28 protein-coding genes and 3 pseudogenes are annotated in these 23,694 nt (G+C 68.9%); 15 read left to right on the top strand and 16 right to left on the bottom strand.

Annotated features, from left to right (window positions below; translation table 11 throughout):
• Nucleotides 1-60: 60 nt before the first annotated feature.
• The 6 genes and pseudogenes from ACGFIS_RS36830 to ACGFIS_RS36805 form a co-directional block, all read right to left on the bottom strand.
• Nucleotides 61-327: pseudogene (locus ACGFIS_RS36830) on the bottom strand (HIT domain-containing protein); the annotation flags it as partial.
• A gap of 57 nt (nucleotides 328-384) precedes the next feature.
• Entirely contained in the window at nucleotides 385-1,272 is an 888-nt protein-coding gene (locus ACGFIS_RS36825; protein WP_392973942.1) for a DUF1963 domain-containing protein, read from the bottom strand.
• 32 nt (nucleotides 1,273-1,304) lie between these two features.
• On the bottom strand, nucleotides 1,305-1,490 hold the full coding sequence (locus ACGFIS_RS36820) for a hypothetical protein (protein ID WP_392973946.1): 186 nt from the start codon (nucleotides 1,488-1,490) through the stop codon (nucleotides 1,305-1,307).
• 142 nt (nucleotides 1,491-1,632) lie between these two features.
• Nucleotides 1,633-1,761 (bottom strand): annotated as a pseudogene (locus ACGFIS_RS36815) (hypothetical protein); the annotation flags it as partial.
• A 140-nt stretch (nucleotides 1,762-1,901) separates the two neighbouring features.
• A complete protein-coding gene (locus tag ACGFIS_RS36810; protein ID WP_392973941.1) occupies nucleotides 1,902-2,267 on the bottom strand; it encodes a hypothetical protein in 366 nt (121 codons plus the stop codon).
• 347 nt (nucleotides 2,268-2,614) lie between these two features.
• The gene (locus tag ACGFIS_RS36805; RefSeq protein WP_392973940.1) at nucleotides 2,615-2,773 is read right to left on the bottom strand and encodes a hypothetical protein; all 159 of its coding nucleotides are present in this window, start codon (nucleotides 2,771-2,773) and stop codon (nucleotides 2,615-2,617) included.
• A gap of 64 nt (nucleotides 2,774-2,837) precedes the next feature.
• Between ACGFIS_RS36805 and ACGFIS_RS36800 the strand changes: the two genes are divergently transcribed.
• The 5 genes from ACGFIS_RS36800 to ACGFIS_RS36780 all read left to right on the top strand — a co-directional run bounded on the left by ACGFIS_RS36800 (nucleotide 2,838) and on the right by ACGFIS_RS36780 (nucleotide 6,484).
• A complete protein-coding gene (locus ACGFIS_RS36800; RefSeq protein ID WP_392973939.1) occupies nucleotides 2,838-3,230 on the top strand; it encodes a hypothetical protein in 393 nt (130 codons plus the stop codon).
• 113 nt (nucleotides 3,231-3,343) lie between these two features.
• Nucleotides 3,344-3,478: a hypothetical protein gene (locus tag ACGFIS_RS36795; protein WP_392973938.1), complete on the top strand. Its 135-nt coding sequence runs from the start codon at nucleotides 3,344-3,346 to the stop codon at nucleotides 3,476-3,478.
• A 259-nt stretch (nucleotides 3,479-3,737) separates the two neighbouring features.
• Nucleotides 3,738-3,920 carry a hypothetical protein gene (locus ACGFIS_RS36790; protein ID WP_147339319.1) on the top strand — a complete coding sequence of 61 codons (183 nt, stop codon included), beginning with the start codon at nucleotides 3,738-3,740 and terminating at the stop codon, nucleotides 3,918-3,920.
• A gap of 45 nt (nucleotides 3,921-3,965) precedes the next feature.
• Complete coding sequence (locus tag ACGFIS_RS36785; RefSeq protein WP_392973937.1) at nucleotides 3,966-5,330, top strand: N-6 DNA methylase; 1,365 nt, start codon at nucleotides 3,966-3,968, stop codon at nucleotides 5,328-5,330.
• Nucleotides 5,330-6,484: a hypothetical protein gene (locus tag ACGFIS_RS36780; RefSeq protein WP_392973936.1), complete on the top strand. Its 1,155-nt coding sequence runs from the start codon at nucleotides 5,330-5,332 to the stop codon at nucleotides 6,482-6,484. The genes ACGFIS_RS36785 and ACGFIS_RS36780 overlap by 1 nt, the downstream gene beginning before the upstream one ends.
• Nucleotides 6,485-6,541: 57 nt before the next feature.
• On the opposite strand, the gene ACGFIS_RS36775 is transcribed toward ACGFIS_RS36780, so the two are convergent.
• Nucleotides 6,542-6,871, bottom strand: coding sequence for a TetR family transcriptional regulator C-terminal domain-containing protein (locus ACGFIS_RS36775; RefSeq protein WP_392973945.1), 330 nt, complete (start codon nucleotides 6,869-6,871; stop codon nucleotides 6,542-6,544).
• 38 nt (nucleotides 6,872-6,909) lie between these two features.
• Between ACGFIS_RS36775 and ACGFIS_RS36770 the strand changes: the two genes are divergently transcribed.
• Nucleotides 6,910-7,185 carry a DUF3237 domain-containing protein gene (locus ACGFIS_RS36770; RefSeq protein WP_392973935.1) on the top strand — a complete coding sequence of 92 codons (276 nt, stop codon included), beginning with the start codon at nucleotides 6,910-6,912 and terminating at the stop codon, nucleotides 7,183-7,185.
• Nucleotides 7,186-7,696: 511 nt separating this feature from the next.
• On the opposite strand, the gene ACGFIS_RS36765 is transcribed toward ACGFIS_RS36770, so the two are convergent.
• The 8 genes from ACGFIS_RS36765 to ACGFIS_RS36730 all read right to left on the bottom strand — a co-directional run bounded on the left by ACGFIS_RS36765 (nucleotide 7,697) and on the right by ACGFIS_RS36730 (nucleotide 14,156).
• Complete coding sequence (locus ACGFIS_RS36765) at nucleotides 7,697-8,245, bottom strand: SUKH-4 family immunity protein (protein ID WP_392973934.1); 549 nt, start codon at nucleotides 8,243-8,245, stop codon at nucleotides 7,697-7,699.
• Nucleotides 8,246-8,979: 734 nt separating this feature from the next.
• Nucleotides 8,980-9,585, bottom strand: a complete 606-nt coding sequence (locus ACGFIS_RS36760; protein WP_392973933.1) for a dihydrofolate reductase family protein — start codon at nucleotides 9,583-9,585, stop codon at nucleotides 8,980-8,982.
• Between the two features lie 378 nt (nucleotides 9,586-9,963).
• Complete coding sequence (locus tag ACGFIS_RS36755) at nucleotides 9,964-10,155, bottom strand: DUF397 domain-containing protein (RefSeq protein WP_392973932.1); 192 nt, start codon at nucleotides 10,153-10,155, stop codon at nucleotides 9,964-9,966.
• Nucleotides 10,110-10,616: a DUF5753 domain-containing protein gene (locus ACGFIS_RS36750; protein ID WP_392973944.1), complete on the bottom strand. Its 507-nt coding sequence runs from the start codon at nucleotides 10,614-10,616 to the stop codon at nucleotides 10,110-10,112. The genes ACGFIS_RS36755 and ACGFIS_RS36750 overlap by 46 nt, the downstream gene beginning before the upstream one ends.
• A gap of 279 nt (nucleotides 10,617-10,895) precedes the next feature.
• Nucleotides 10,896-11,663, bottom strand: a complete 768-nt coding sequence (locus ACGFIS_RS36745) for an HpcH/HpaI aldolase/citrate lyase family protein (protein ID WP_392973931.1) — start codon at nucleotides 11,661-11,663, stop codon at nucleotides 10,896-10,898.
• Nucleotides 11,653-12,534, bottom strand: a complete 882-nt coding sequence (locus tag ACGFIS_RS36740) for an ABC transporter permease (RefSeq protein WP_392973930.1) — start codon at nucleotides 12,532-12,534, stop codon at nucleotides 11,653-11,655. The genes ACGFIS_RS36745 and ACGFIS_RS36740 overlap by 11 nt, the downstream gene beginning before the upstream one ends.
• Before the next feature lie 8 nt (nucleotides 12,535-12,542).
• Nucleotides 12,543-13,343 (bottom strand): ABC transporter ATP-binding protein, encoded by an 801-nt coding sequence (locus ACGFIS_RS36735; RefSeq protein ID WP_392973929.1) that lies wholly within the window; start codon nucleotides 13,341-13,343, stop codon nucleotides 12,543-12,545.
• A gap of 9 nt (nucleotides 13,344-13,352) precedes the next feature.
• A complete protein-coding gene (locus tag ACGFIS_RS36730) occupies nucleotides 13,353-14,156 on the bottom strand; it encodes an IclR family transcriptional regulator (RefSeq protein WP_392973928.1) in 804 nt (267 codons plus the stop codon).
• Between the two features lie 303 nt (nucleotides 14,157-14,459).
• Between ACGFIS_RS36730 and ACGFIS_RS36725 the strand changes: the two genes are divergently transcribed.
• From ACGFIS_RS36725 to ACGFIS_RS36685, 9 genes are all read left to right on the top strand, one after another.
• Nucleotides 14,460-15,350, top strand: a complete 891-nt coding sequence (locus ACGFIS_RS36725; RefSeq protein ID WP_392973927.1) for a DUF6282 family protein — start codon at nucleotides 14,460-14,462, stop codon at nucleotides 15,348-15,350.
• 59 nt (nucleotides 15,351-15,409) lie between these two features.
• Nucleotides 15,410-16,279 (top strand): hypothetical protein, encoded by an 870-nt coding sequence (locus ACGFIS_RS36720; protein ID WP_392973926.1) that lies wholly within the window; start codon nucleotides 15,410-15,412, stop codon nucleotides 16,277-16,279.
• Between the two features lie 16 nt (nucleotides 16,280-16,295).
• Nucleotides 16,296-17,381, top strand: coding sequence for an ABC transporter substrate-binding protein (locus ACGFIS_RS36715; protein ID WP_392973925.1), 1,086 nt, complete (start codon nucleotides 16,296-16,298; stop codon nucleotides 17,379-17,381).
• Nucleotides 17,382-17,516: 135 nt separating this feature from the next.
• Complete coding sequence (locus ACGFIS_RS36710; protein WP_392973924.1) at nucleotides 17,517-18,575, top strand: ABC transporter substrate-binding protein; 1,059 nt, start codon at nucleotides 17,517-17,519, stop codon at nucleotides 18,573-18,575.
• A gap of 1 nt (nucleotide 18,576) precedes the next feature.
• Nucleotides 18,577-19,611 carry an LLM class flavin-dependent oxidoreductase gene (locus tag ACGFIS_RS36705; protein ID WP_392973923.1) on the top strand — a complete coding sequence of 345 codons (1,035 nt, stop codon included), beginning with the start codon at nucleotides 18,577-18,579 and terminating at the stop codon, nucleotides 19,609-19,611.
• Entirely contained in the window at nucleotides 19,608-20,615 is a 1,008-nt protein-coding gene (locus tag ACGFIS_RS36700) for a cyclase family protein (protein ID WP_392973922.1), read from the top strand. The genes ACGFIS_RS36705 and ACGFIS_RS36700 overlap by 4 nt, the downstream gene beginning before the upstream one ends.
• Nucleotides 20,616-20,678: 63 nt before the next feature.
• On the top strand, nucleotides 20,679-21,356 hold the full coding sequence (locus ACGFIS_RS36695; protein WP_392973943.1) for a 3-oxoacid CoA-transferase subunit A: 678 nt from the start codon (nucleotides 20,679-20,681) through the stop codon (nucleotides 21,354-21,356).
• Nucleotides 21,353-22,099: a 3-oxoacid CoA-transferase subunit B gene (locus tag ACGFIS_RS36690; protein ID WP_392973921.1), complete on the top strand. Its 747-nt coding sequence runs from the start codon at nucleotides 21,353-21,355 to the stop codon at nucleotides 22,097-22,099. Before ACGFIS_RS36695 ends, ACGFIS_RS36690 begins: the two co-directional genes overlap by 4 nt.
• Nucleotides 22,092-23,303, top strand: coding sequence for an acetyl-CoA C-acetyltransferase (locus tag ACGFIS_RS36685; RefSeq protein ID WP_392973920.1), 1,212 nt, complete (start codon nucleotides 22,092-22,094; stop codon nucleotides 23,301-23,303). Before ACGFIS_RS36690 ends, ACGFIS_RS36685 begins: the two co-directional genes overlap by 8 nt.
• 169 nt (nucleotides 23,304-23,472) lie before the next feature.
• Here the strand turns inward: ACGFIS_RS36685 and ACGFIS_RS36680 are convergent.
• Nucleotides 23,473-23,640, bottom strand: a pseudogene (locus ACGFIS_RS36680) (helix-turn-helix domain-containing protein); the annotation flags it as partial.
• Nucleotides 23,641-23,694: the final 54 nt, after the last annotated feature.

Genomic DNA, 23,694 nt, shown 5'->3' with positions numbered 1-23,694 from the left:
AACTCTGGCGGGTGAGGTGGTGGCACGAGACACTTCCTTCCCAAGTTGATCAAGGTCAACTCAGATCGGGTGTCCGTGGAACGGGGGGAAGCTCAATGCATGGTGGCTTTGATCGCACCCCGCTGTCGCTCGGTGGCCGACCACTCGCGCGGCGCTTGCTGTGTTCGGTGTTCGGTCATGACCGAACACCGAACGTCCTCGATACTGAGTGGAGGGCAGGTCACGCGTCAGGCGGGTGACCACGTTGAACACCTCGACCAGCAGCGATGGCTCGGCAGTGTGCAGGGCGGTTACGTGCTCGACCGGGCAGACGAGGGCGTGACCGGGGTTGGCGGGTCGGTGAACAGTGGCCGGGAGTGCCGTTTTACCGGGTCGGCGGGCTGGTCACGGTGCCTCGAAAGTGGTCACGGCCAGCGCCTTGTCCAGGCGGGCGGCGGCCAAGTCGTCCTGGCGGATCACAAAACTTGTGCAGTAGACCTCGTACTCCGGGAGTTCTCTGGCGAGCGATATCCATTCGCTCGTCAGCCGGTGCTTTTCCTCCTCCAGGTGGGAAGACCATTTCGCGACCGGGATGGCGGGGATCTCGCCTGCCTTCTCGCGTCCGGCGAGGGTCTGCTCGGCGATGCTGTTGATCACGTCGTCATCGGCGTACCCGCCGATGACGACGCCGGCGCCGGACGGCCATAGGTCGTAGGCCAGAGCCCGGAGTTCGTCCAGGTGCGGCAGGTCGCGCTCCATGTACTGGGCCAACTGCTGCTGGAAGGGCGACATGTCCTCCCAATCGAGATCCTCCCAGTACTCATGCCAGTCCTCGTCGCCCTCCTGGAGCCAAAGGGGCAGCCCGGCGATGAGGTTGGAGCTGAGGTCGAGCTGCTCCCGGACGCACACGGAATCGGGGGCACCCGCGACTGCGGTTTCGGCTCCGTCCGGTACATACACGACTTGCGCATACCTCCCGGAAGTGTCCTCGTGGTCCATCTCCTGGTCCACGAAGAAGAGCAGCGTCCCGTCGGCCGGCAGGTCGAGGCCGTCGATTCTCAGCAGCGCCCCACAATCGACAGAGAAGAGCAGCGGCAACGAACAATCCCCGCCGGATGGCCATTTCATGCCCACCGGCAGTTGGGGCAGCCCTCCGAATTTCCCAACCGGAGAGCCGCCGCCACCCGCGTACAATCCGATCGACAGACGAAGGTGCTGGCTGAATCTGCTGATCTCGTCGTCCGGGATGCCCAACTCAAGCGCTGCCCGACGAAACTCACCCCGGTGATCCATGCCCAAGAGGGTAAACCATTGCCGCGTCGCGTTCAGTGGTCGGTCTGGGGGGTGTCGGTGAGGGGGCGGCCGACGATCTGTTGGAGGTTGGCGGCATCATGCGCGGCCCGGCCAGCACGCCACAGCCCCGCTACGAGGCGCGGATCCAGGATGGACGCATCGAGGTGCGCGTTCCCCCGGCGGGCGTCCACGCCGAGGCGGCTGAGGAGCGTTCCCATCGGGCGAGGCGCCGTCTGCTCGCGCGAACTCCGGCCTCATGACACCGGCCCCGCCCGTCGACCTTGGACGCGCGGGGCCGAGCCCTATCTTCAGCCGATGTTGTCCGTGTCGGTGCTGGCGAGCAATGTGATGCCACTGCAGGACTTGGTGCAGCAGGATGCCATCGACGAATCCGCCGAGGCCCACCCAGCACGATGCCCGGCAGTTGCAGACTCGCAGGCCCGGCGTTGGTCGCGACCCGGTCGGTCGTGGCGGCCATGGCCCCTCCATTTCCGGCGGACACCCAGCGGAGCCAAGATCAAGCTCGGCAATGGGCCGCTACCCGTCACCGGGCCGAGTAAGTCCTGGCCGCGGCCGTGGGCGCACGGGACGGGTGGAGCGGGCGGCGTTTCCGGGCCGCGTGGCGGCCATTAGGCGAAGAAGAACAGCGCGCCCTCGCCCCGCTCGGCGACGGCGAGGATGAAGGTGCGGAAATCCTCGAAGTCCTGCTCGATGAACCCGTACTCGTCCGGCTCGTCGTACACGTCGGCGAACCGCACGCCGCGCAGCCAGCCCGCCAGTTCGGTGATGAGTTCCGGGGCGAGCTCCATGGCCTGGTCGTCCTCGTCCTCGTCTCCGTGCTCGTCCTCGTCATCCTCGTCATAGGCCCAGTTCAGGTCGAGGTAGTCCTCGCCCAAGAACACGTTCACCGGCGCATCGTCGACCAGGTCCTCCCACAGGTCGAGTGAGAAGCGCTCGATATAGAACGTGCGGCGCTGGACGCTGAGCGTGGACATGTCCGGGGTGTGATCATCTTCCGGGGGTTCGCGGAGAAGGCGCGCCGCGTGCGACGGATCCTTCCTGGCACGATCCATCTGTTCCGCGGTCACGCTTCGGAAGATCGCCGTGACGCCCATGCTCGGCCTTTCGGGGGATGGTTCAAGACCGGTGCATCGTACTGTCCGTCCACGACAGACCACTCGGCGACGGCGCGCTCAGCGAAAGTACGACCGCCCCTCCGGCCGGAGCAGGGCGACCAGTACGTACACCGCCGTGAGTAACGCCGTGAACAACAGAAACGTCGGCAGGTAGGGCGAACCGAACGGCGGTCGCGCACTTCCGGCGAGGACCACGGCGCCGAGGCTCACCGCCAGGGGCGGCCGTTGGTGAGCCGGGTGAGGGCGCCGAGCAGTCCGAGGCCGTGTTTGGCGGTGGTGGCCGGGTAGGAGCGGATGACGCGGAACTGCTGGGCTCCGGCGAGGGTGCGCAGGCAGCCGGACACCTTCTGCCGAATTTTGATCATTCGGATTTCGCGCTCGGCGGTGTAGGTGTCATAGGGCGCCCACCCATCGTGGACGGCGACCCCGGTGAAAGCGGGGAGCACCCCCGCGGCCGACGAAATACTGATCTACTTCCCGTACAACAGGGAGAACAACAGTGCGCTGCGCGAGTACACCAGGGCCACTGATCTACGGTGGGACCGGCGACGTAAGGCTTACTGCCTGAGCGCCGCCGCCGTGGATTCCCCTGAGGTGTGCCACAACCTGCGTGGGTTCGCAAGCCGCCGTGGACTCCGGCTCGATAACGAAGTGGGGGCGCGCCTCGGCGCCATCATCACCAGTTCGACGGCCCGTCGGGTTCGTGCGGAGATCGACGCGATCGAGAGGAAGCTGAGCGCGCAGCTCTTTCCCAATCCCGCCGTGGACGGTGAAGGCGACCTTGACGGCCTGAATGCCGTCTCAGGGAACTGGAAGCCATAATGAAATGGCCGGGCTTCGTCCGCCGTCCGAGTACCTGCCGTTTCGCCTCTCCCGGCTGCCTCTTCCACGTCCGTTACGGCGGCGGCGATGAAGGCACCCTCGTCACCTCCGCCGTGGACATCGACGGCTACGGCCGCGTCTCGCCGAACAAGCCGGTGGGCAGGGCCTTGGAGACGGGCCGGACCGGCGCCCGCTTCCCCCTCCGCGAAGGCCGTGGCTTGATGACGATTCTTGACATCACGGACTGACGCGCCTCCGGGGAATGCCGCCCGAGCCCGTTCCCGCGCCCCCACCGCTAGTGGGTGACCCCTTGATGTCGCCAGAATCGGACATATATCTGCAAATAGACATCAATCTTGCGCTAGAAAAACCCAAACAACGTGCTCGACGAGCACTGCGGCCGTAGCCTCCTACTGTTCTCGTGTCGGGCGGGACTGACCGCCCGCCGCACCAGAACCCGCGCGACCGTCCGCCGGCTTCGCGCGCCCAGTAGAGATGGAGCCGCAGATGGAGCGAGTACTCATCGTGGTCGTGGTGATCCTGGTGGCGCTGATCGCGGCGCTGCTGGCCGCATTCTTGAAGTGGCTCGACGGTGGCCGGGTCATCGGGTCCATCGCAGCCGGGGCCGCTGCTTTCGCCGCCGCGGTGCCGGTGGTCGTCCTGCTCATGAAAACGGGCGGCATCGCGTGAACAAGGACGCGGGGACAGCGCGCCCGGCCACCAAGAGGAGTGGAGATGCCGCCTGAAATCCGAATCCCAGTGCGTGACTTGGGGAACCTTCTGGAATTTCACGACGCCTGCCGCGTCGTGGCCGGACTCATGATTCTGAGGAACCAGGCACGATACAGTCCGCGGAGCGACCAGCACTCCTTGTGGAACTGGCTCTTGGCCCAAACGGACAAGCCCCAGCAGCAGATGGGGCTTTCGGTACGAGAATGCCTGCCCCGGTACCAAGACGAGGAAGGCCGCGCGTTCGTGCCGCGTCTCCCTCCAACGGCCGACGACGCGCTGCGTCGCCTGGTCAAGGCGATCCACCGAGCCGGCCGCCTCGATGATTGCCTGGACCAATGCTTCCAGGACCTGTCCGAAGCGAAGGCGAAAAGCGGGGATTATTTCACCCGCAACGACGTCGTGCGGTTGATGGTGGCAGCGGTGGATCCTCAGGAAGGCCAGCGGGTGCTTGATCCGGTGTGCGGTTCAGCCGGATTGCTCATCGGCGCCGACCGCCACGTGTCCGGGCGCACGGGCCGGCCGTCGAATCTCGAACTGACCGGCCAGGACGTGCACGCCTCCGCGCTCCATGTGGCGCGAATGAACCTGGACGCCCGCAACCTGGACGCGCGGCTTCTGCCACCGATGGACAGTCTCGCGCGGCCCGCCGAGTCGTCCTATGACATCGTCCTGGCCAACCCGCCGTTCAACGCCTCGTGGCGTGCCGAACCGCGCACGGACGATCCGAGGTGGTCGGACGAGGCGGCGCCCCCTCAGGACAACGCGAACTTGGCGTGGATCCTCCACATCGTGCACGCGCTCGCTCCCCGGGGCAGAGCGGCGATTCTCATGGCGGAGGGGGCCGCGACCGGGGCACGGCATGTGGAGCAGCGGGTGCGCGGACGGCTCGTTCAGGATGATGTCGTCGAATGTGTGGTGGCACTGCCTCCGGGCCTGTTCGCCCACAGCCGTGCCCCCTGCTGCCTGTGGCTGCTCAACACCGACAAAGGTCCCCGCGATGAGTGGGGCAGCAGTGACCGTCGGGGCAAGGTGCTTTTCATCAACGCGCGGAAGGCGTACGAACAGGCGCCGAGGCGTAAGCGTCGCCTCAGCCCGAAAGGGGTCGAGCAGGTGCTGCGGACACTCGGGGAGTGGCGAGAGGTGGATGGGCAATACCGTGACGAGGCCGGTCAGTGCCGTTCCGTCACCGCCGAGGAGATCGCCGATCAGCGATACGACCTGCAGCCGCCGAAGTACACCGGTGAGCTCGGCATCGGCGATGCTCCGGAGCAGCGGCAGATCGACGAGCTCGCCGCCGAACTCCGGGACAGGTTCCAAGAGTCGCGCGTCCTGGAGGCCGACCTGCTTCGAATCTTGGACGAACTGTGATGCGCGCACTCGACGGTGAGGGCTGGCAGCGCAAGACGGTCAAGGAGGCCGCAGACCTGAAGGTCACCTACGGCCTTCCGGAACACGAGCTCCCCAGCGGCGGGGGAGTGATCAGAGCCGGTGACGTCCGCGACGGCCGCCTCTGGACGTCTCCCCCGGCCCCTGCCGCACCGCTGGACGGCAGGTACAACCGCGCCGTCCTCGCCGAGGGCGACCTGGTCGTGGTACTCGTCCGCCGGGTGGGTGACGCGGCGCTGATCGACCAGCGCCATACCGGCTGGGTGACGACGCGCTCGGTCGGCATCCTCCGCTCAAGCGACCATGACATCACCCGTTGGCTGAAGATCTGGTTCCAGACGCCCGTCGCCCGCGCCTGGTTCGACCGGCATGTGTCGGCGCACGTCGAGCCGACCCTGAGCATCGACCGGCTGAGGGCGATGGAGGTGGCCGTCCCTCCCCCCGGACGAATCGAGACCCTCAGCCGGCTTGTCGAGTTGATCCAGGATAAAAGGGCCCTCAACCTGCGGATCGCCGCGGACGCCGTCACCTTGGCCGACGCTCATCACGCCATGCTGGTGCGGCGGCATCGGCAGTCATGGACGCCTGCCACGTTCGGTGCCGTCACTTCGGTCATGACCGGTCGGCCAGACCGATCGCAGGCCGACTTGAGTGGCGTCGCAACGTCCCGGATAGCGCCGGCCGACGTCCTGCGCGCGGATCCGCCCCACATTCAGGGAGGACAGGAAACGCATGCCGAGCCGGGGGACGTCTGCGAACCGGGGACCGTACTGGTCGCGTCACGACCCGAAGGGGCCCGCGCCGCACTGACCTGGTTTCGGACCACCCCCGCCCGGGGAGTGCTCGCGGTGCGCCCGTCCGATCCCTTGGATCGCTGGTGGCTCCTGCACGAGCTTCGTTCCAGAAGCGAGGAGCTTCCTAAGATCGCGCAAGGTCGGCAGGCAAGGGAGATAAGCCGACGCGCGTTCTCGAGGTTGGAGCTGCAATGGCCCGGCCCGGAGGTTCGCGGGCGGTTCCAGGAAGTGGTCGAACCCCTTCACGACAGAGCCCGTTCGGCCCTTGAGGAGAACCGGCTGCTGAAGGAACTGCTCGATCGGGTGCTGCGGGACGTGTCCTCGATCGCAGCACGCATCTGACGCCATCACCTTCGGACCGTCCCTCCCGGAGGGGACGGGCTGCGGGCTCCGGTGGGCTCAGGTGACGTGATATCGGGGGACTTTGCGATGGGCCGTGTCCACGGCGCTGTCGTCGCCGAGTCGGAGTGAGGTGTTCGTGGCGGTGAGAACCGCGTCGATCTGGAAGGCCGCAAGGTCGGCGTCGAGGACGGCGTGCTTCCCTGCGTCGGACGCGTGGCGCAGTTCGTCGGCGATCAGTTCGCGCCAGGCCCGCTGCTGGCGGGCCAGGGTGTCGCGCACCGGGCCGGGCCGGCTGTCGAAGACGGGGAGGTTCGCCGCCCAGAAGCAGCCGCCGGGAAACAGCGGTTCCTGCGCGTAGGCGATCCAGCGGTCGACCAGGGTGCGCAGCCGCGCCGAACCGAACGGTGTTCCGACCTGACGGGGCCATGACCCTGGACGTCCGTCTCACTCTGCGCACGCACGACGACGCCCTGGTGTACATGACCTACAGCGGCCGCTGGGTCGTTCCGCCCGATCTACGGGCCGACATCGCCGACCCATCCGAACGCCGCCACATCGCCCCGGCCCGCTACTACTTCCGGACCAACCCGCTCTTCGAGACCGGGGCAAAGCAGTACGCATGGCTGAACGACATCGTCTGCGTGGGATCGGGATACCTGATCGACGGCGGAATCGCCTACAAGATCGCACAGGTCGTATGAGACGCCGCCCGAACCTCGGCAGGCGGTTGTCGGCCCCGTGGCGTACCAATCCGGACTGCGTACGCGCCGATGGTCGGCGTCGCGCGAATCCGCCCGTCGGAAGAGCCACGCGCGTCGCGGGAGAAGTGTGCCTTCATCAGCGGCGTCTGTGCGCGGCAGTCCGCGTTAGCTGCGTGTTGGCTCCGTGCCTTTCGGTCGTCCCAGACCATGAGTAGAAGTTCAGGGATGTGGTGCGTAGAACGAGTTGACGGCGGGTTGGCCGGTGTAGTTGGGGCCGGCCTGATCGTCTGCTGCTCCGAGATAACGGTACGGGAACCGTGGCTGTGCGCATCCGCGGCGGGAGATGCGGCGGCGGGCGGAGTCATAGGCGAACCCTTGGGCGCGCAACTGGGCGTGAGCCGGCGGCCGGCGGGTGTGCCGTCCGCACGGCGGACCGACGCAAAGGTGATGGCCGCGGGTGTCCGCGGCTGACTCTGGCCGTCTCTGCAGCAGATGAGGATCCCTACGTCGATCAGTAGAGCCATCGGTCCAGCACCGCAGGCCAGAGGTGCGTTTCGTGGTCGCCGTCCCCGAAGGCGGGCGGGTCGAGCGACCTGATCTGCTCCGACAGGTCGGCGAGTTCCGCCAGCGCCTCCTCTTCGGCACGTTCGTCCTCGTCCCAGTGGCCGATGGCGGTCGAGCCGGTCAGCCGGCTGCCGACCAGGTGCAGCGAACACAGCCAGTGGTTGATCGTCGAGTTGACGAACCTCGCACCGCCGTCCGACGACCCAACTTGCAGCACCTCGCCACGCCCCGACACGGCGCCGTACTTCCAGGCCAAGCCGAGTGCGTCGTCGTCGATGCGCGCCAACCAGTACATCGTCGGCTCCGCGTCGAACGACACCGCGTCCACCAGATCATCGATCAGCGGTACGCCACAGGAGATCAGAGCCGCTTTCTGCGGCTCGGGAAGCCGCCAGGTCGCCACGGCGGATTCGGCGGCACGCACTACCCGCCCCGCGCCGGCCCAGGAAGCAACTGCGTCATACGCAGGAGGAGCAGGGAGATCACCAACAGGCACACCACTGAGGCTATCCAGGTACGGATTCAGGCACCGCTGTGCTGCAGCGCCATCGTCCGACCATCCGGTTAGGCGTAGCTGGTCTGGGAGAGCCTCGGCTCGGCGGTATGAGAGTGCCTCGGGTAGACGGGCACCATTCGCCGCTGAGACGTCAGCCCTCGCTGCCGCGGTTGCGGTGCCAACGCCTGGTTCACTGCTGCGTCTACGTGGCACTGCATTGCTGTGGCGGCCGAGGTTATTGCAGACTCGGTTTGTAGCGCATGGTGGTCACGAAGGTGTGGCGGAGTAATGCGCAGGTGCATGCGCGGTAACCGGGCGGCGGATTGGGCCGCGAGCCGGCGCAGGCGGCGGGCGGCGGCGCCGGGCTTCATCCGAACCCCGCGGGTATTGAGCAGGGTAGGCCCGCTGATTCATTCACGGAGGCGAATGAGCCTGAGACTTCTGGTTGTCGTCGCGAACGTCGGCCAGGATTTCTCAGGCCCGGTAGTTGTAACGTCGGGTTGGAATGACTAAGAAGCCTCGGTTACACGGGCGGCGGGGTCAATGCGCGCTGCGCCGACTGCGGAAACTCACTCCGACGCTTCGTTGATCTCCGTCCCGCGCGACACGCTTGCCGGTCTCCCGAACGATGCGCACGGCTCCCACCCGCAACTCCGGGGCAAACCTGCGGCTCCTCGCTCCTGGTTCCCACGACCCAAGCTTCTCTGTTCGGTCTCCACGCTATGAGGGGATGCTCATGCGGGGGCGCCGAGCGGCGGGTGCTCGAGTACGCGGGGCTTGTACTCGACCAGTTGGATGCGGCCGTCGAAGGTGCGGTGCTCGATCATCTCGAGGGCGACGTCCGGATAGCCGTCGTAGATGCGTTCTGCGCCCGTGGCCCCGGTGATCACCGGGAAGATCACGACCCGGAAGCGGTCGACGAGTCCGGCTCGTAGCAGGGACCGGCACAGGCTCAGGCTTCCGATCGTGCTGAGGAGCCCCGAGCCACTCGCCTTCATGGCGCGGACCGCCTCGACGGCGTCGTCGCGGACGAGCGTGGAGTTGGCCCACGTCAGTGGCTCCTCGAGTGAGGAGGAGAACACCACCTTGGACGCTTTCGTGAGCCCGTCGACGGACGCCTCTTCTTCGGGCCGGAACTCGTCCTGTCCATCCGGGACCTCGCCGGCGGCGAAGCCCGACATCAGGCGGTAGGTGTTAGCTCCCATCAGGTGGGTGGCCTCGGGCTGCTCCCCGAGCCATGCGAGGTACTCCGGGCCCTCGAGACCCCAGAACCCGGGCCATCCCTCTCCCGATGCGTATCCGTCGAGGGAGGTGATGAAATCGACGAGAAGCTCCGACATGGCGGTGTCCTTTCCTAGGGTGTCAAAAGCTTTGACCGGCCGGGAGCCACAGACTCATCGGCCTCCCAGTGGGATGATGAGGAACCCCATGACGCAGCCGACCGTCTCGTCCGAGGAGTGGGAGGCAGCGTGACAAGCACTGCCGGTCGAAGAGACGCCGAGGCATGCCTGGTCGCTGTCGGAGGCGCCGAACGCGTCGTGGACGCGAACGATCATCCGGGCGCGCTCGGGGGAGCAGGGCGCGGCCGAGCCGGTAGGCCGCGAGTTGGTCGGCGGCCAGGCGAACGCCACCGCACCTTAACGTCGGGGGACGCGACGACTCGCCGCGACCCAACGGATCGGGGGCTGTCGTATGGTCGGGCAGTCAGTGCCGGGTGGTCAGTGGGGGGCTGCGGCGGACTGGACGGCGGTGCGCAGGGCCGCGCGGGTCAGCAGGAGGACGGGACCGTCCGGGTCCTTGCTGTCCCGCACCGCCACCACCGCACCGGCCACGGCCGCCAGCTCGACGCACTCACCGCCGTTGCTCAGGCTTCGCCTGGCCTTTCGCCACCTGGCGTTCTTAAGGTCCATCGTTCCTCGGCCACCTTCCTGATGAAGTCTCGCGACATGTCTCCAGGAAGCGTTCTGTTCCGGAGATCAACCAGGACGCGTGAGACTTCCGCAAGGTCTGCGGGGTCGTCTGTCGTGAGTCCTTGTATAGCCGTTTCTATGTAGGCTATCCGGCTCATGTCGGCCATCGTAGCCAAGACGAAGCTGCTGCCGTTTCCCTGGTGCTCGCCGCTTCCTATAATGACCTGAACGGTCACGTTGGAGCGCTCGCTGAGGGCGATCAGGTGCTCGAGCTGCTCCCTCATCATCTCGGCGGTACCCACTGGCCGGTACAGTGCCTGCTCGTCGACCAGGAGCGTCACGATCGGACCGTTCTCCTGATCGAAATCTTCTGCCGTTCCAAGCGTGCCGCTACGGCCTCCTCGTTGCCCTTGAGAAGCGCCTTGGCGTACGCGGGTGTTTAGAGCGAGACCCGCTATCACGCACAGTTGATAGCAGGTGAGTTCGACTGCGTCACCTTCGATCTGGTAGGGGTCGGGCTGCGGCGCGGTGTCGACCTTTCGGCTGATCCGTCTCCGCAGCCCGGCCGCCGCCTCTACCCGCCTCGGCCATCGAGCCCCGCCAACTCGCCCCCGGGGGTGAAGAAGACGGGCAGGCTCGCCAAGGCGGAGCGCCTCCGCGACTTCCACCGCAAGATCGAAACCTTCACCGGGCTCACGCCCGCGGCGGTGGCCGCTGCGCCGTGGCGCGCCGCAGGCCCTTTACGCGGGCACCCCGCGGACCTGCTGGACGAGGGTCGTCGCCGCCTTCGCTAGCAGGGTGGTGTCGTTGGCGGCCACCACGAAGCCGAAGCCCTGCTCGATCGCCCTGCTGGCCGCGAGCGCGCTTCCCACCGCGGTGCCGCACGGCAGGCCCGCGGCCTTGGCCGCGTCCAGCCCCGACACCACCAGCTCGGTGTGCCGGGGGTCTCCGGCCGGGACGCCCATCGAGAGCGCGAGGTCCGCGGCGCCGACGAGGACCGCGTCCACGCCCTCGACGGCGAGGATGCCGGACGCGTTGCGCAGGGACTCCTCGCTCTCCAGCTGCGGCACGCACAGCGCCTTCTCGTTGCCGAAGCGCAGGTAGTCCGCGCGGGACCGCAGGCCCCAGCCGCCGGCCCGGCTCGTCCCGCCGGAGCCGCGGGTGCCCGCGCCGGGGAACCGGACCATGCGCACGACCGCCTCGGCCTGCCCGACCGTGTCGACGTGGGGGAAGAGGACGCCGGTCGCTCCCGCGTCCAGCACCCGTTGCACGATGCCGTGGTCGTGGGAGGGGACGCGGACGAGCGGCGCCATCCCCTGTCCCGCCGCGACCACGATGTGCCGGTACGCGTCGGACATGCTCAGCATGGAGTGTTCGAGATCGATGACTATGAAGTCGAAACCGGCGCAGGCGGCGATCTCGACGCTCTCCGAACCGGTCATCTTGATCCAGCTTCCCAGCGGGACGCCGCGGTCCGGTGCGAACAGCTCGGGCGGGTCAGAGATCACGCGCGTGGTCCTTCCTGGAGGGGGCCCAGAACACCAGCCACCGGTTGAGCGTGACGACGACCGCGTGCAGGCTCATGCCGATGACCGACAGCATCACGACCACCGCGAACGTGCGGGCCACGTCCATGTTGAAGTTGGTGGCCTGGATCGTGTAGCCGAGGCCTGCGGTGGCGCCGACGAACTCGGCGACGACGGCGCCGGTGACCGAGAGGATCACCGCGACGTCGAGCCCGGCGAAGATGTGCGGCAGCGCGGAGGGCAACCGCAGCCGGCGCATGATCTGGAAGTCGCTCGCCCCGAACGACTTCAGCATCTCGATCTGCTCGGGCTCGGCGGAGCGCAGCCCGAGGATGGAGTTGACGAGGAGGGGGAAGTAGGCGATCAGCGCGATCGTCAGGACCTTCGACGTCATCCCGATGCCGAACCACATCAGCAGCAGCGGCGCCATGGCGACCTTGGGGATGGTCTGGATCAGCACGAGGATCGGCAGGAGCGCCTTGTCCACGATGCGAAACTGGGTGATCAGCCCCGCCGACACCAGCGCCATGCCGATCGCCAGGCCGAAGCCGACGAGGATCTCCTTCAGGGTGACCCACATGTGCTCTAGCAGGAACCCGCTCGTCAGGCCGTCCACCAGCGAGCGGACGACGTCGGACGGGGCCGGCACGAGCACGATCGACACGTCGAGGGCGCGCACGACCAGCTGCCACAGGCCGACGAGGATGAGGAACAGGCCCCAGCTGAGCACGAACCCGGGGACCTGGCGCCGGGGCGCCGAGCCTCCCGCGCGCCGGCGTTCGGGGGCGCGGTCTCCGGCGTCCGCCGCCGTGCCCGGCGCCTTCTCCGCCTCCCGCGTGTTGCCAAGCTTCATGGTCACTCCTAGTGGGCGCTGTGCTCGGAGTTGAGGAGGACGCGGATGCGGGACGCGATCTCGCCGAACTCTGGGGTGTTGATGTCCTCCAGCCGCCGGGGCCGCGCCAGGTCGACGTCGATGACCTCGGCGATGCGGCCCGGGCGCGGTGTCATGACGACGACGCGGTCGGACAGCAGTACCGCCTCCGGGATGCTGTGCGTGACGAACAGGACGGTTTTGCGGTCGCGCTCCCAGATGTCGAGCAGGTCGAGGCCCATCTGGTCACGGGTCATCGCGTCGAGGGCGCCGAATGGCTCGTCCATCAGCAGGATCCGCGGGTCGTGCAGGAGCGCCCGGCCGATGCCGACCCGTTGCTGCATACCGCCGGACAGCTCGCGGGGGTACTGGTCGGCGAAGTCGCGCAGCCCCAGCATGTCGAGCTGCTCGGTCACGCGCCGTTCGAGGTCGGCGCGAGACCGCCGGGGCCCCACATCGTGGGAGATCATCATGTTCTTCGCAACGGTGCGCCACGGTAGCAGCAGGGGCTGCTGGAAGACCATGCCGAGCAGGTTCTCGTGGCTGCGGGCCGGGCCGAAGACCACCTCCCCCTCGGTCTGCCGCGTGAGCCCCATGACGATCTTGAGCAGGGTGCTCTTGCCGCATCCGCTCGGGCCGACGATGGAGACGAACTGCCCCTCGGGGACGGTCAGGCTGACGTCGTCCAGTGCGAGCAGGCTCTTGCCACGTTTCGCCCGGTAACGCATGGTGATGTGGTGGAGTTCGACGGCGATGTCGGTGACGGTGGGCGGGTGCGCTGGGGTGGGCATGCTCTCGTCCTAGTCGCTCAGGTCGTTCTTGTCGCTCGTAAGGTCGCTGGGGTCGTCGTCGGGGGCGGGCCAGGTCCCGCCCATCTCCTCGGTCAGGGCCGTGGCTGTCTTCCGGACGGCGATGGCCGTCCGCGCATCCTGGGCCGTCGGCAGCATGCGGTCGGTGCCGATCGCCGCGATGGTGGCGCACACTCCCGCGTCTGCGAACACCGGCGCCGCGATGACGCTGATGCCGCGCTGGTTGGCCGGGTAGATGCTCAGCCCGAGCGCGCGGGCGGCGGCGATGCGTTCGAGCAGGCCAGTGCGCTGGGTGACCGGGAGGGACGCCAGCAGCCGGTCGACCTGGAGCTGGTCGGGCAGGTAGGCCATGAACGCGATGGCCTGCGCGGTGTCGAGAGCGAGCTGCGAGCCGACCCGCACCGTGACGATCGTGCCGTGCGCCGCGTCCTCCTCGACCAGCGACACCACCGGGCCGGACGGCCCCCACAGCGACAGCACGGACGTGACGCCCGCCTGCTCGGTCAGCTCGCGCAGATGGGCCGGCGCGAGTTGAATGATGCGGCGCTGCCCGATGGCGAAGGCGCCGAGCTGGGTGATCAGCGCGCCCGGGGTGTAGCTCGCGGGCCGGCTACCCCGTTCAAGAAGACCCGCCGCGGTCATCGACGTGAGGTACCGGTGCACGGTGGTCCGGTTGAGGCGCAGCCGCTCCGTCGCCTCCGACACCGACAGTTCCGGCGCCTCAGGCCCGAACAGACCCAGGATCTGGGCCATCCGGCTCACAGCCTGGATGTCGGACTGGGGCTGCTGCGCCATGCACGTCTCCCTTGGCCACACGCTCTTGCGGGATGGTCATTATTTGAACTCGATGTTCACACTACGTAGATGGCGTGACGATATCAAAGTGACCTGAGTCACGCAAGGCTCCACTTCACGTCAAGCCTTATCGGTGGATCCCTCATTACATGATCGCGGTTACCTAGGGTTTGCCGGACTTTCGCGCTCGTGAAGTGAGAACGGGCGGCGCAGAGGCGAGCTCGGATGACAAATCGAAACCCGATCATTGACGTTCGCAAAGTGGATAACTAGTGTGCATCGTGAACATCAGGGAGGATGCCCATGTCAGGACCCAACGCCATCACGACCGTGTTGCGCGGAGCCGTCGACCTGCACTGCCACTCCGGTCCGAATCCGTTCCCCCGGCGCTTCGACCACGCGGACGCCGCGTTCGACGCCGAGCGGCTCGAGATGCGGGCGGTCCTCGTCAAGTCCCACCACCACAACACGGTGATGGACCTGCTGGCCATGGGCGACCGCCTGGCCAAGAGCTCCACGCAGGTGTTCGGGGGGATCGCGCTCAACAGTCAGGTCGGCGGCATCAACCCCTTCGCCGTCGCGATGTGCCTGCGCATGGGAGGGAAGGCGGTCTGGTTCCCGACCTTCTCCTCCGGCCGGCACATCGAGTGCCACCCCGAGGGAGGCGGGTTCCCCACCGCGACCGTCGACGTCCCCTCCGCGCGGGTGGACGTCCACGACGACGCCGGCGGGCTCCTGCCCGAGGTGCACGAGGTCCTCGACCTCATCGCCGAGAACGACGCGATGCTCAGCGGAGGCCACCTCCCGCCGGAGACCATCGCCCAGCTCTTCGACGAGGGACGCCGCCGCGGCATCACCCGCATGGTCATCAACCATCCGAACTTCGTCATCGGGGCGGAGCCGGAGCAGTGCCTCGAACTGGTGCGCGGCGGCGCCTACGTCGAGCACGAGGTCGGGATGTACGACCCGGAGGGGTACCGCAAGTGGGACCCCAAGGGCCTGCTCACCTGGATCGAGAAGATCGGGCCCGAGCACACCGTCCTCGCCTCCGACCTCGGCCAAGCCAACCGGCCGCTTCCCGTCGACGCGTTCATCCGGGTCGGCTCGGCCCTGCTCGACCTCGGCCTGAGCGAGAAGGACCTGCGGCAGATCGCCTGCGTCAACCCCGCCCACCTGCTCGGCCTGGACGACTGAGCGGGCGGGGGCCACCCCCAGCCGACGACCCGGCAGACGACCACGAGACAGGAGTCCCAGTGCAGACACAGGAAAAGACCGAGACCAGGACTGGAGCAGAGTACGTCGAGTTCTACGACCTGGAGCCCAGCGAGCGGACCGACGCCGGGACGCGGACCTGGCTGGCCCGCGGGCAGAACTTCGTCGTCACCTACTCCAGCGCCGTCGAGGGCGACGAACTCACCCGCGAGGACCAGTCCGACGAGTACGTCGTCGTCCTGCCCCACGAGGGGAGCGCGGCGACCGTGCGCACGCCGGACGAGACGGTCTCGATGACGGGCCAAGGCGTGATCGTCGTGCCGCCCGGCCGTTCGGTGGTCGTCGCGGACGCCGACTGCGACCTCGTACGGCTGTTCACCGTGACGTCGGCCGAGCCGCTCGCGCGGGCCAGCGTCAACCAGGCGTCCTACGAGGAGCCCAACCCCGAGGTCGCCGCGTTCGAGCCCTGGCCCGACCCGCCCGCCGGCCACCGCGTCCGCGCGTACCCGCTGACGGAGGTTCCGGTGGACCCCGCCCGGTTCGGCCGCATCTTCCGGTGCAGCACCTTCATGGTGAACTTCCTCAACCCCCGGATGGGCGTCCGCGACCCCGAGACGCTTTCCCCACACCAGCACGACGACTTCGAGCAGTGCTCGCTCGCGGTCGAGGGCGACTTCGTCCACCACATCCGCACCCCCTGGACGAAGCGGATGAGCGAGTGGCTGCCCGACGAGCACCGCGGCTGCGGCAGCCCGTCGATCGCCGTGATCCCACCGCCGGCCGTCCACACCACCCAGTCCGTGGGCTCCGGCCGCAACCAGCTGATCGACATCTTCTGCCCACCGCGGGCGGACTTCTCGGCCCGTCCGGGGCTCGTCCTGAACGCCGGCGAGTACCCCATCCCTTCGTGACCGAGGAGGACGGAACATGAAGCTCAAGTCCCTCGCGGGCCTGGCCGCCGTGGTCCTGGCCTGCAGCACCGCCGTCTCCTGCGGGTCGTCCGACCCGGAGGTCACGGCCGACGGCCGGACCGTGCTGAAGGTGGCGATCGCGACCCCGACGTGGAACGCCGGGTTCGCGACGCTGGCCGTCGCCGAGGCCCGCAAGTACTTCGCCGAGGAGAAGGTGGACGTACGGATCTCCACGTTCGCCTCCGGAACCCAGGTCGCCCAGCAGGTCATCGCGGGCCAGACCGACATCGGGCTGATGACCGCCGAGCCGGTGGGCATCGGGCAGGAGAAGGGCACGTCGCTGGTCTACTTCGCCGGCTACTACCCCAAGTGGATCGCCAACATCCAGGTGCCCGAGGGGTCGGATGTGCGGAGCATCCGTGACCTACCCGGCAAGCGCGTCGGTGTCACCGCCGTGGCCAGCTCCGGGACGACGTTCGTGCGCACCGCCATGGAGATGGAGGGCCTGGACCCCGCGACGGTGAAGTTCATCCCGATCGGCGGCGGAGCCGAGCAGCTCAACGCGATCAAGAGTGGCAAGGTCGACGCGCTCGGCCTGTGGGACACCCAGTACCAGATCGTGGAGAACGCCGGGATCGGCCTCACCCCGATCAAGATCGGTTCCACCGACGGGCTGTTCGGCGGCGGCTTCGCCGCCAAGGGCGACGTCCTCAAGGAGAACCGGGACGCGCTGACCCGCTTCGGCAGGGCCATGGCGAAGGCGATGGTGTTCGCGGAGGAGAACCCGGAGGCCGCGGTCCGCGACCTGTGGGGGCTGCACCCCGAGGCCAAGCCGCAGTCGTCCGGGTCCGAGGAGGAGATCCTGGACGGCCAGGTCAAGGTCCTGAAGGTGCGGCTCGACGGCCAGGGCGTCGAGCCCGGCAAGGACCGCTGGGGCGAGATGGACGAGAAGGCCGTCACCGCCACGATCGCGTTCATGAAGCAGGCCGGGCTGATCAAGAAGACGTTCCCGGCGACCGACATCTACACCAACGACCTGATCCCCGAGATCAACAAGTTCGACTTCTCCGAGATTCGCGCCGCGGCGAAGGCCGCGGAGTGAGCGGTGTGCAGACCCACTCGGCTCCCTCCACCCACCCGAGCAGTCCACAGCTAGGGGGACCTCGTGAAGACCAACCGACCGACCAGACGACCCGGCAGGCGACCGGGCAGATCGGCACCGGTGATAGCGCCGGTGGTGGCGATCGTCGTCGCGGTGCTCGCGCTGGCCGGATGCGGCTCGTCCGACGACGGGTCGTCCGGCGGGCGTGACCGGGTCCGGCTCGGGATCGGCTCGCCGAGCTGGAACGCCGGATACGCCACCCTCGCCGTCTCCGAGGCCCGGGGCTACTTCGCGCAGGAGGGGCTGGACGTCGACGTGCAGCTGTTCCCGTCCGGGACCCAGGTCGCCCAGCAGGTGGTCTCGGGCCAGATCGACGTCGGGCTGATGACGCCGGAGCCCGTCGCCATCGGGTACGCGCGCAACACCGGGCTGACGTACTTCGCGCAGTACTGGACCCGCTGGATCTACAGCCTGAAGGTCCCGGACGGTTCCCCGATCACCTCCGTGGCCGACCTGGAGGGCAAGCGGATCGGCGTCACGGCCGTGGCCAGCTCGGGCGCGACGTTCGCCAGGACGGCGCTGAAGATGCAGGGCCTCGACCCGGAGTCGATCAAGCTGGTCCCGATCGGCGCCGGCGCCGAGCAGCTCAACGCGATCAAGAGCGGCGACGTCGACGCGCTCGCGCTCTGGGACACCCAGTACCAGATCGTCGAGAACGCGGGCGTGAAGCTGAAGCCGCTGCCGGTGCCCGGCACTGAGGCCCTGTTCGGCGGCGGGTTCGCGGTGAAGAAGCCCGACCTGAAGGAGAAGGAGGACCTGTTCGTCCGGCTCGGCAGGGCTTTCGCCAAGGGCGTGGTGTTCGCGCAGGCCGACCCCGAGGCCGCGGTGGGCGACCTGTGGAAGCAGCACCCCGAGACCAAGGGCGCGGCGTCGGTTCCGGAGGAACAGCTCCTGGCCGACCAGGTCAAGGTCCTGAAGGTCCGCCTGGACGGGCAGAAAGTCACGCCCGGCGAAGGCGACATTTGGGGTCGGATGGACCCCGAGGCGGTCAACGGCACCGTGAAGTTCGTGACCACCGCCGGGCTGATCGACAAGGAGTTCCCGGCGACCGACGTGTACACCAACGACCTGATCACGAAGATCAACCAGTTCTCCTACGAGGACGTCCGCGCCGCCGCGAAGAAGGCGGCCTGACGTGAGGGAACCGTTGAAACTGGGTGTGGCGGTCGATCTGGGGTCTGCCGCGGCGACGCGTCCCCAGGTCGACCGCGCTGCACGGCTGCTGGAGACGGCGGAGGAGAACGGGCTGTCGTCGGTGTGGCTCGGGGAGAGCTACCACGTCCGGCCAGAGCCGTTCCACCTGCCGGCCGTGCTGATGGTGCTCGCGCACCTGGCGGGACGCACCGGCCTGCCGCTCGGCACGGCGGTGCTGCTGGCCCGCGCGTACGAGCCCCGGCGGCTCGCGTACGAGGCGGCCCTGCTCGACCAGCTGTGCGGCGGACGGCTGACCCTCGGCCTCGCCCTCGGCAATGCCGACCTGGCGGAGCGGTTCGGCGTCCGGACCGGCGGCCGCCGCCCCGCAGAGTGGTTCGCCTCCTTCGTCGCCGGGCTGCGGGACATCTGGTCGGCCGAGCCGGGAGGCGCGGACGGCGCGGAGCGGGACGGTCCGGCGCCGGTGATGCCGCCGCCCCTGCGCCCGGAAGGCCCGCCGATGCTGCTCGGCGGCCGCACCCGCGCGGCGGCGCTCAGAGCGGCGACCATCGGCGACGGCTACTACGCCGCCACCAACTACGGGGACGGCCTCCTGGCCGCCCGCGCGGCCGAGTACCGGGAGGCGCGGGCCGGGGCCTCGGGCGAGGTCGCGGTCACCCGGCTGTGCCTGGTGGACGAGGACGGCGCCCGCGCGCGGAAGGAGGCGGCCGAGCACTTCGCCCCCGTCCTCGGCTACTACACCGACCGCCGCGCCTGGATGGGGGTGGACGGCCCGGACGAACCCGCGCTCGCGCTGGTCGGGACGCCGGACAAGGTCGTGGCGGCGCTCCGCCGGTACTCCTCGGCAGGGGTCACGTCCGTCCAGCTGCGGGTGGCGCCGTACGGGACGCCGCCGGAGACGGCCCGGCGGACGCTGCGGCTGGTCGGGACAGCCGTCCTGCCCGAACTGGGCGGGGCCGAGCAGGACCAGGGGCTGCACGGAACGGACACAGAACCGGAGAGGAGAGCGCTCGGATGAGCCCAAGCGACGACATCCCCGTGTACAAGGAGCTGCTCGAACGGCAGGACGCGCCGCCGGGCTCGTCCTGGGGCGTCTTCGGCGAGGGCGACCAGTTCGGCACGCTCAACTTCATCGGACCGGGCCAGGTGAGGGACGCGGTCGGGCTGGTCCGCCGCGGCGCCGTGTTCAACCTCGACTACCCGCTGAACACCTTCGTCCCGCCCCCGGCCGGGACGAGGCCGGCGACCAGGCACCACATCTTCGCCAACAACCCCAACCACCGGGACGACTGGCTCGACTCGTTCTACCTGCAGTCGACGTCCCAGATCGACGGTCTGCGGCACATCCGCCACCCGAAGCACGGGTTCTACGGGGGTGTGCCCGACGAGGAGATCGCCGAGGAGACCCCGGCCCTCGGCATCCAGACGGTCGCGGAGCGCGGGATCGTCGCCCGCGGCGTGCTCCTGGACGTTGCACGGCACTTCGCCGACCGCGGCACCCCCCTCGACCTGGCCGGCAACTACATGATCACCCCGGAGGACCTGGAGTCGACGGCGCGGGCGCAGGGCGTGGAGTTCCGGCCTGGGGACGTGCTCCTGCTGCGGGTCGGATGGGCCCCGTACTGGCTCAACGAGGTCGACGAAGAGGCCCGGCGGTCCTTCAAGAACAAGATCCGGCACCCGGGTCTCATCCAGTCCCACGAGATGATCGCGTGGCTCTGGGACCACCGCTTCGCGATGGTCGCGTCCGACGACCTGGGCGTGGAGGCCCACCCCGTCAATCCGGATTCGGGGCTGGTCGACCCGGACGAGCCGCCGCCAGAACGCGGCGTCGTCCACAACGGGATGATGCACCGCCCCCTCATCGCCCTGCTCGGCCTGTTCCTCGGCGAGCTGTGGAACTTGGAGGCGCTGGCCGAGGACTGCCACGCCGACCGGGTCTACGAGTTCATGCTGACCGCCAAGCCGCTGAACGTCGTCGGCGGCGTCGGCTCGCCCCCCAACGCCATGGCGATCAAGTGAAGGAGAGGACGACACTGTGAACGGCGCACTCGTTCGTCCCGTCACCCGGGCGGCGGCCTCGTGATGGAGGTCGCCGCCGACCCGGACGAGGCCGTCCGCGGGGTGGCCGACGGCGCCACGGTGCTGATCGGCGGGTTCGGTCTCGCCGGTCATCCCATCGCGCTGATCGACGCGCTCCGCCGCACCGGCGTCCGCGACCTGACGGTCGTGAGCAACAACGCCGGCAACGGCACCACCGGCCTGGCCGCGCTGCTGGCGGCCGGAATGGTCCGCAAGATCATCTGCTCGTTCCCCCGCCAGGTCGACTCGTTCGTCTTCGACAGGCTGTACCGGGGCGGCAAGATCGAGCTGGAGGTGGCGCCGCAGGGCAACCTCGCCGAACGCATCCGCGCCGCCGGGGCTGGCATCGGCGCCTTCTACACGCCGACCGGCGTCGGCACCCTCCTAGCGGAGGGCAAGGAGACCCGGGTGATCGAGGGGCGCGAGCACGTCCTCGAACTCCCGATCCGCGGGGACGTCGCGCTGATCCGCGCCCACCGGGCCGACAGGATGGGAAACCTCGTCTACCGCAAGACCGCGCGCAACTTCGGGCCCGTCATGGCCACGGCGGCGGCGCTCACCGTGGCCGAGGTCGAGGAGGTCGTCCCCACGGGGACGCTCGACCCGGAGACCGTGGTGACGCCGTCGATCCACGTCGATCGCGTCGTGGTGGCGCGGCGGGACGCCAAGGAGGGGTCATGAGCGAACCCTGGACCGTCGAGCGGCGAGACCGCGAGCAGCCGGACCCCGGACGGCCGGATCGCGGGCCCCTGGACCGGCAAGAGCTGGCCGCCCTCGTCGCGCGCGACATCCCCCACGGCGCCTACGTCAACCTCGGGATCGGCCTCCCGACGACGGCCGCGTCGTTCCTCGACCCGGACGGCGGGGTCGTCCTGCACACCGAGAACGGGATGCTCGGCATGGGCCCGGAGGCCCACGGCGATGACGTCGACCCGGACCTGATCAACGCGGGCAAGATCCCCGTCACCGAGTTGCCCGGCGCCGCGTACTTCCACCACGCCGACTCCTTCGCGATGATGCGCGGCGGGCACCTCGACGTGTGCATCCTCGGCGCCTTCCAGGTCGCCGCAAACGGCGACCTGGCCAACTGGCACACCGGCGCCCCCGACGCCATCCCCGCCGTCGGCGGCGCTATGGACCTGGCCACCGGCGCGAAGTCCGTCTACGTGATGATGGAGCTCTTTTCCAGGGACGGCAGCCCGAAGCTCGTCCCCGCCTGCACCTACCCACTCACCGGCCGCGCCTGCGTGAGCCGCGTCTACACCCGCCATGCCGTCTTCCACATCGACCCGGCCGGGGTCCGGCTGGCGGCGACCTTCGGCATCGGCCGGGACGAGCTCGCCGGGCGCCTCGACGTGCCGCTCCTGACGGAGGGCGGGCCGGATGCCGTGAATCAACCGAGAGATGGAGGACATCGTGCGTGAAACGGTGATCTGCGAGCCGGCGCGAACCCCGGTCGGCCGGTTCGGGGGAGCGCTCCGCTCGGTCCCGGCCGCCGATCTGGCGGCCACGGTCATCCGAGCGGTGCTCGACCGCACCGGCGTGCCCGGCGACGCCGTGGACGACGTCCTGCTCGGGAACGGCAGCCCGAACGGCGAGGCGCCCGCCATCGGCCGTGTCGCGGCACTGGACGCTGGGCTGCCCGTGACCGTGCCGGGCGCCCAGCTCGACCGGCGGTGCGGGTCGGGGCTCCAGGCGGTGATCAGCGCCGTGATGCAGGTGCAGACCGGCGGCGGTGACCTCCTGCTGGCGGGCGGCGTCGAGAACATGAGCGGGACCGAGTTCTACGCGACCGGCATGCGCTGGGGCGTCAAGGGACCGGACGTGCGCCTGCACGACCGGCTCGCCCGCGCGAGGGTGACGGCCGGGGGCGTGCAGTACCCCGTCCCGGGCGGGATGGTGGAGACCGCCGAGAACCTCCGCCGCCAGTACTCGATCCCCCGCGAGGAGCAGGATCGGCTGGCGCTCACGTCGCACCGGCGGGCCGTCGCCGCCGCGGACGCCGGGCGGTTCGACGCCGAGATGGTCCCGGTCACCGTCAAGGGCCGCAAGGGCGACGTCGTCGTCGACCGCGACGAGCACCCGCGCGCCGATACCACCCTTGAGAAGCTGGCCGGGCTCCGCCCGGTCATGCTGCGCGACGACCACGAGGCGACGGTGACGGCGGGCAACGCCAGCGGCCAGAACGACGGGGCGGCGGTGTGCGTGGTCACGACGCGGGAGCTGGCCGAGGAACTCGGGCTGCGTCCGCTGGCGCGGCTCGTCTCCTGGGCCGTGGCCGGGGTGCCTCCCCGCACGATGGGCATCGGGCCCGTCCCGGCGAGCGAACGCGCCCTGCGGCGGGCGAACCTGAAGCTGCAGGACATGGACCTCATCGAGTTGAACGAGGCGTTCGCCGCGCAGGTGCTGGCGGTGACCCGCGAATGGAGGTTCGCCGACGCCGACTTCGACCGGCTCAACGTCAACGGGTCGGGTATCTCCCTGGGGCATCCCGTCGGCGCGACCGGCGCGCGGATCCTGGCGACGCTGCTGCGCGAGATGGACCGCAGGGAGGCGCGCTACGGGCTGGAGACGATGTGCATCGGCGGGGGCCAGGGCCTCGCCGCCGTCTTCGAGCGGATCGGCTGAGCCCGGCCACCTGCTGCGGCGACCAGCCCTGCTTGAGCAGCTCGACCACCACCAGCCGCAGGTAGGCGCCGGCGTCCATCCTGCGGGTCCTGGGACGCCGCCGCGGCCGCTGCGCCGTCCGGTCGGCCCGCGCCGCCCGGTATCGGTCCCGGCCGCCGTGCCGGGCGATCTCGCGCGACACGATGCTCGGGCACCGCCCGATCCGTTCCGCGATGACCTTGCTCTGCACTCCCTCGGCGAGTCCCCGGGAAATCTCCTCCCGGTCCTGCAATGAACGTTTTCCACCAGCGTCTGTGGCCTGCGTTCGACATAATTCGGGGGTCCTGGAGCACTCCACCGCCTGAACCTGCAGGTCAGCGGGTCGAGGGCTGGACTAAGCGCCAGAATCGCC

The organism is Spirillospora sp. NPDC048824 (genome assembly GCF_043198455.1).
GTDB lineage: Bacteria > Actinomycetota > Actinomycetes > Streptosporangiales > Streptosporangiaceae > Spirillospora.
This window is presented reverse-complemented; position numbering and strand designations above follow the sequence as displayed.

Excerpts from the sequence above, each read along its gene's own strand:
- ACGFIS_RS36825 (WP_392973942.1), bottom strand. The coding sequence starts at position 1,272 with ATGGATCACCGGGGTGAGTTTCGTCGGGCAGCGCTTGAGTTGGGCATC.
- ACGFIS_RS36820 (WP_392973946.1), bottom strand. The coding sequence starts at position 1,490 with ATGGGAACGCTCCTCAGCCGCCTCGGCGTGGACGCCCGCCGGGGGAAC.
- ACGFIS_RS36810 (WP_392973941.1), bottom strand. The coding sequence starts at position 2,267 with ATGTCCACGCTCAGCGTCCAGCGCCGCACGTTCTATATCGAGCGCTTC.
- ACGFIS_RS36805 (WP_392973940.1), bottom strand. The coding sequence starts at position 2,773 with ATGATCAAAATTCGGCAGAAGGTGTCCGGCTGCCTGCGCACCCTCGCC.
- ACGFIS_RS36790 (WP_147339319.1), top strand. The coding sequence starts at position 3,738 with ATGGAGCGAGTACTCATCGTGGTCGTGGTGATCCTGGTGGCGCTGATC.
- ACGFIS_RS36785 (WP_392973937.1), top strand. The coding sequence starts at position 3,966 with ATGCCGCCTGAAATCCGAATCCCAGTGCGTGACTTGGGGAACCTTCTG.
- ACGFIS_RS36780 (WP_392973936.1), top strand. The coding sequence starts at position 5,330 with ATGCGCGCACTCGACGGTGAGGGCTGGCAGCGCAAGACGGTCAAGGAG.
- ACGFIS_RS36770 (WP_392973935.1), top strand. The coding sequence starts at position 6,910 with ATGACCCTGGACGTCCGTCTCACTCTGCGCACGCACGACGACGCCCTG.
- ACGFIS_RS36760 (WP_392973933.1), bottom strand. The coding sequence starts at position 9,585 with ATGTCGGAGCTTCTCGTCGATTTCATCACCTCCCTCGACGGATACGCA.
- ACGFIS_RS36755 (WP_392973932.1), bottom strand. The coding sequence starts at position 10,155 with ATGGACCTTAAGAACGCCAGGTGGCGAAAGGCCAGGCGAAGCCTGAGC.
- ACGFIS_RS36740 (WP_392973930.1), bottom strand. The coding sequence starts at position 12,534 with ATGAAGCTTGGCAACACGCGGGAGGCGGAGAAGGCGCCGGGCACGGCG.
- ACGFIS_RS36735 (WP_392973929.1), bottom strand. The coding sequence starts at position 13,343 with ATGCCCACCCCAGCGCACCCGCCCACCGTCACCGACATCGCCGTCGAA.
- ACGFIS_RS36730 (WP_392973928.1), bottom strand. The coding sequence starts at position 14,156 with ATGGCGCAGCAGCCCCAGTCCGACATCCAGGCTGTGAGCCGGATGGCC.
- ACGFIS_RS36725 (WP_392973927.1), top strand. The coding sequence starts at position 14,460 with ATGTCAGGACCCAACGCCATCACGACCGTGTTGCGCGGAGCCGTCGAC.
- ACGFIS_RS36715 (WP_392973925.1), top strand. The coding sequence starts at position 16,296 with ATGAAGCTCAAGTCCCTCGCGGGCCTGGCCGCCGTGGTCCTGGCCTGC.
- ACGFIS_RS36700 (WP_392973922.1), top strand. The coding sequence starts at position 19,608 with ATGAGCCCAAGCGACGACATCCCCGTGTACAAGGAGCTGCTCGAACGG.
- ACGFIS_RS36695 (WP_392973943.1), top strand. The coding sequence starts at position 20,679 with ATGGAGGTCGCCGCCGACCCGGACGAGGCCGTCCGCGGGGTGGCCGAC.
- ACGFIS_RS36690 (WP_392973921.1), top strand. The coding sequence starts at position 21,353 with ATGAGCGAACCCTGGACCGTCGAGCGGCGAGACCGCGAGCAGCCGGAC.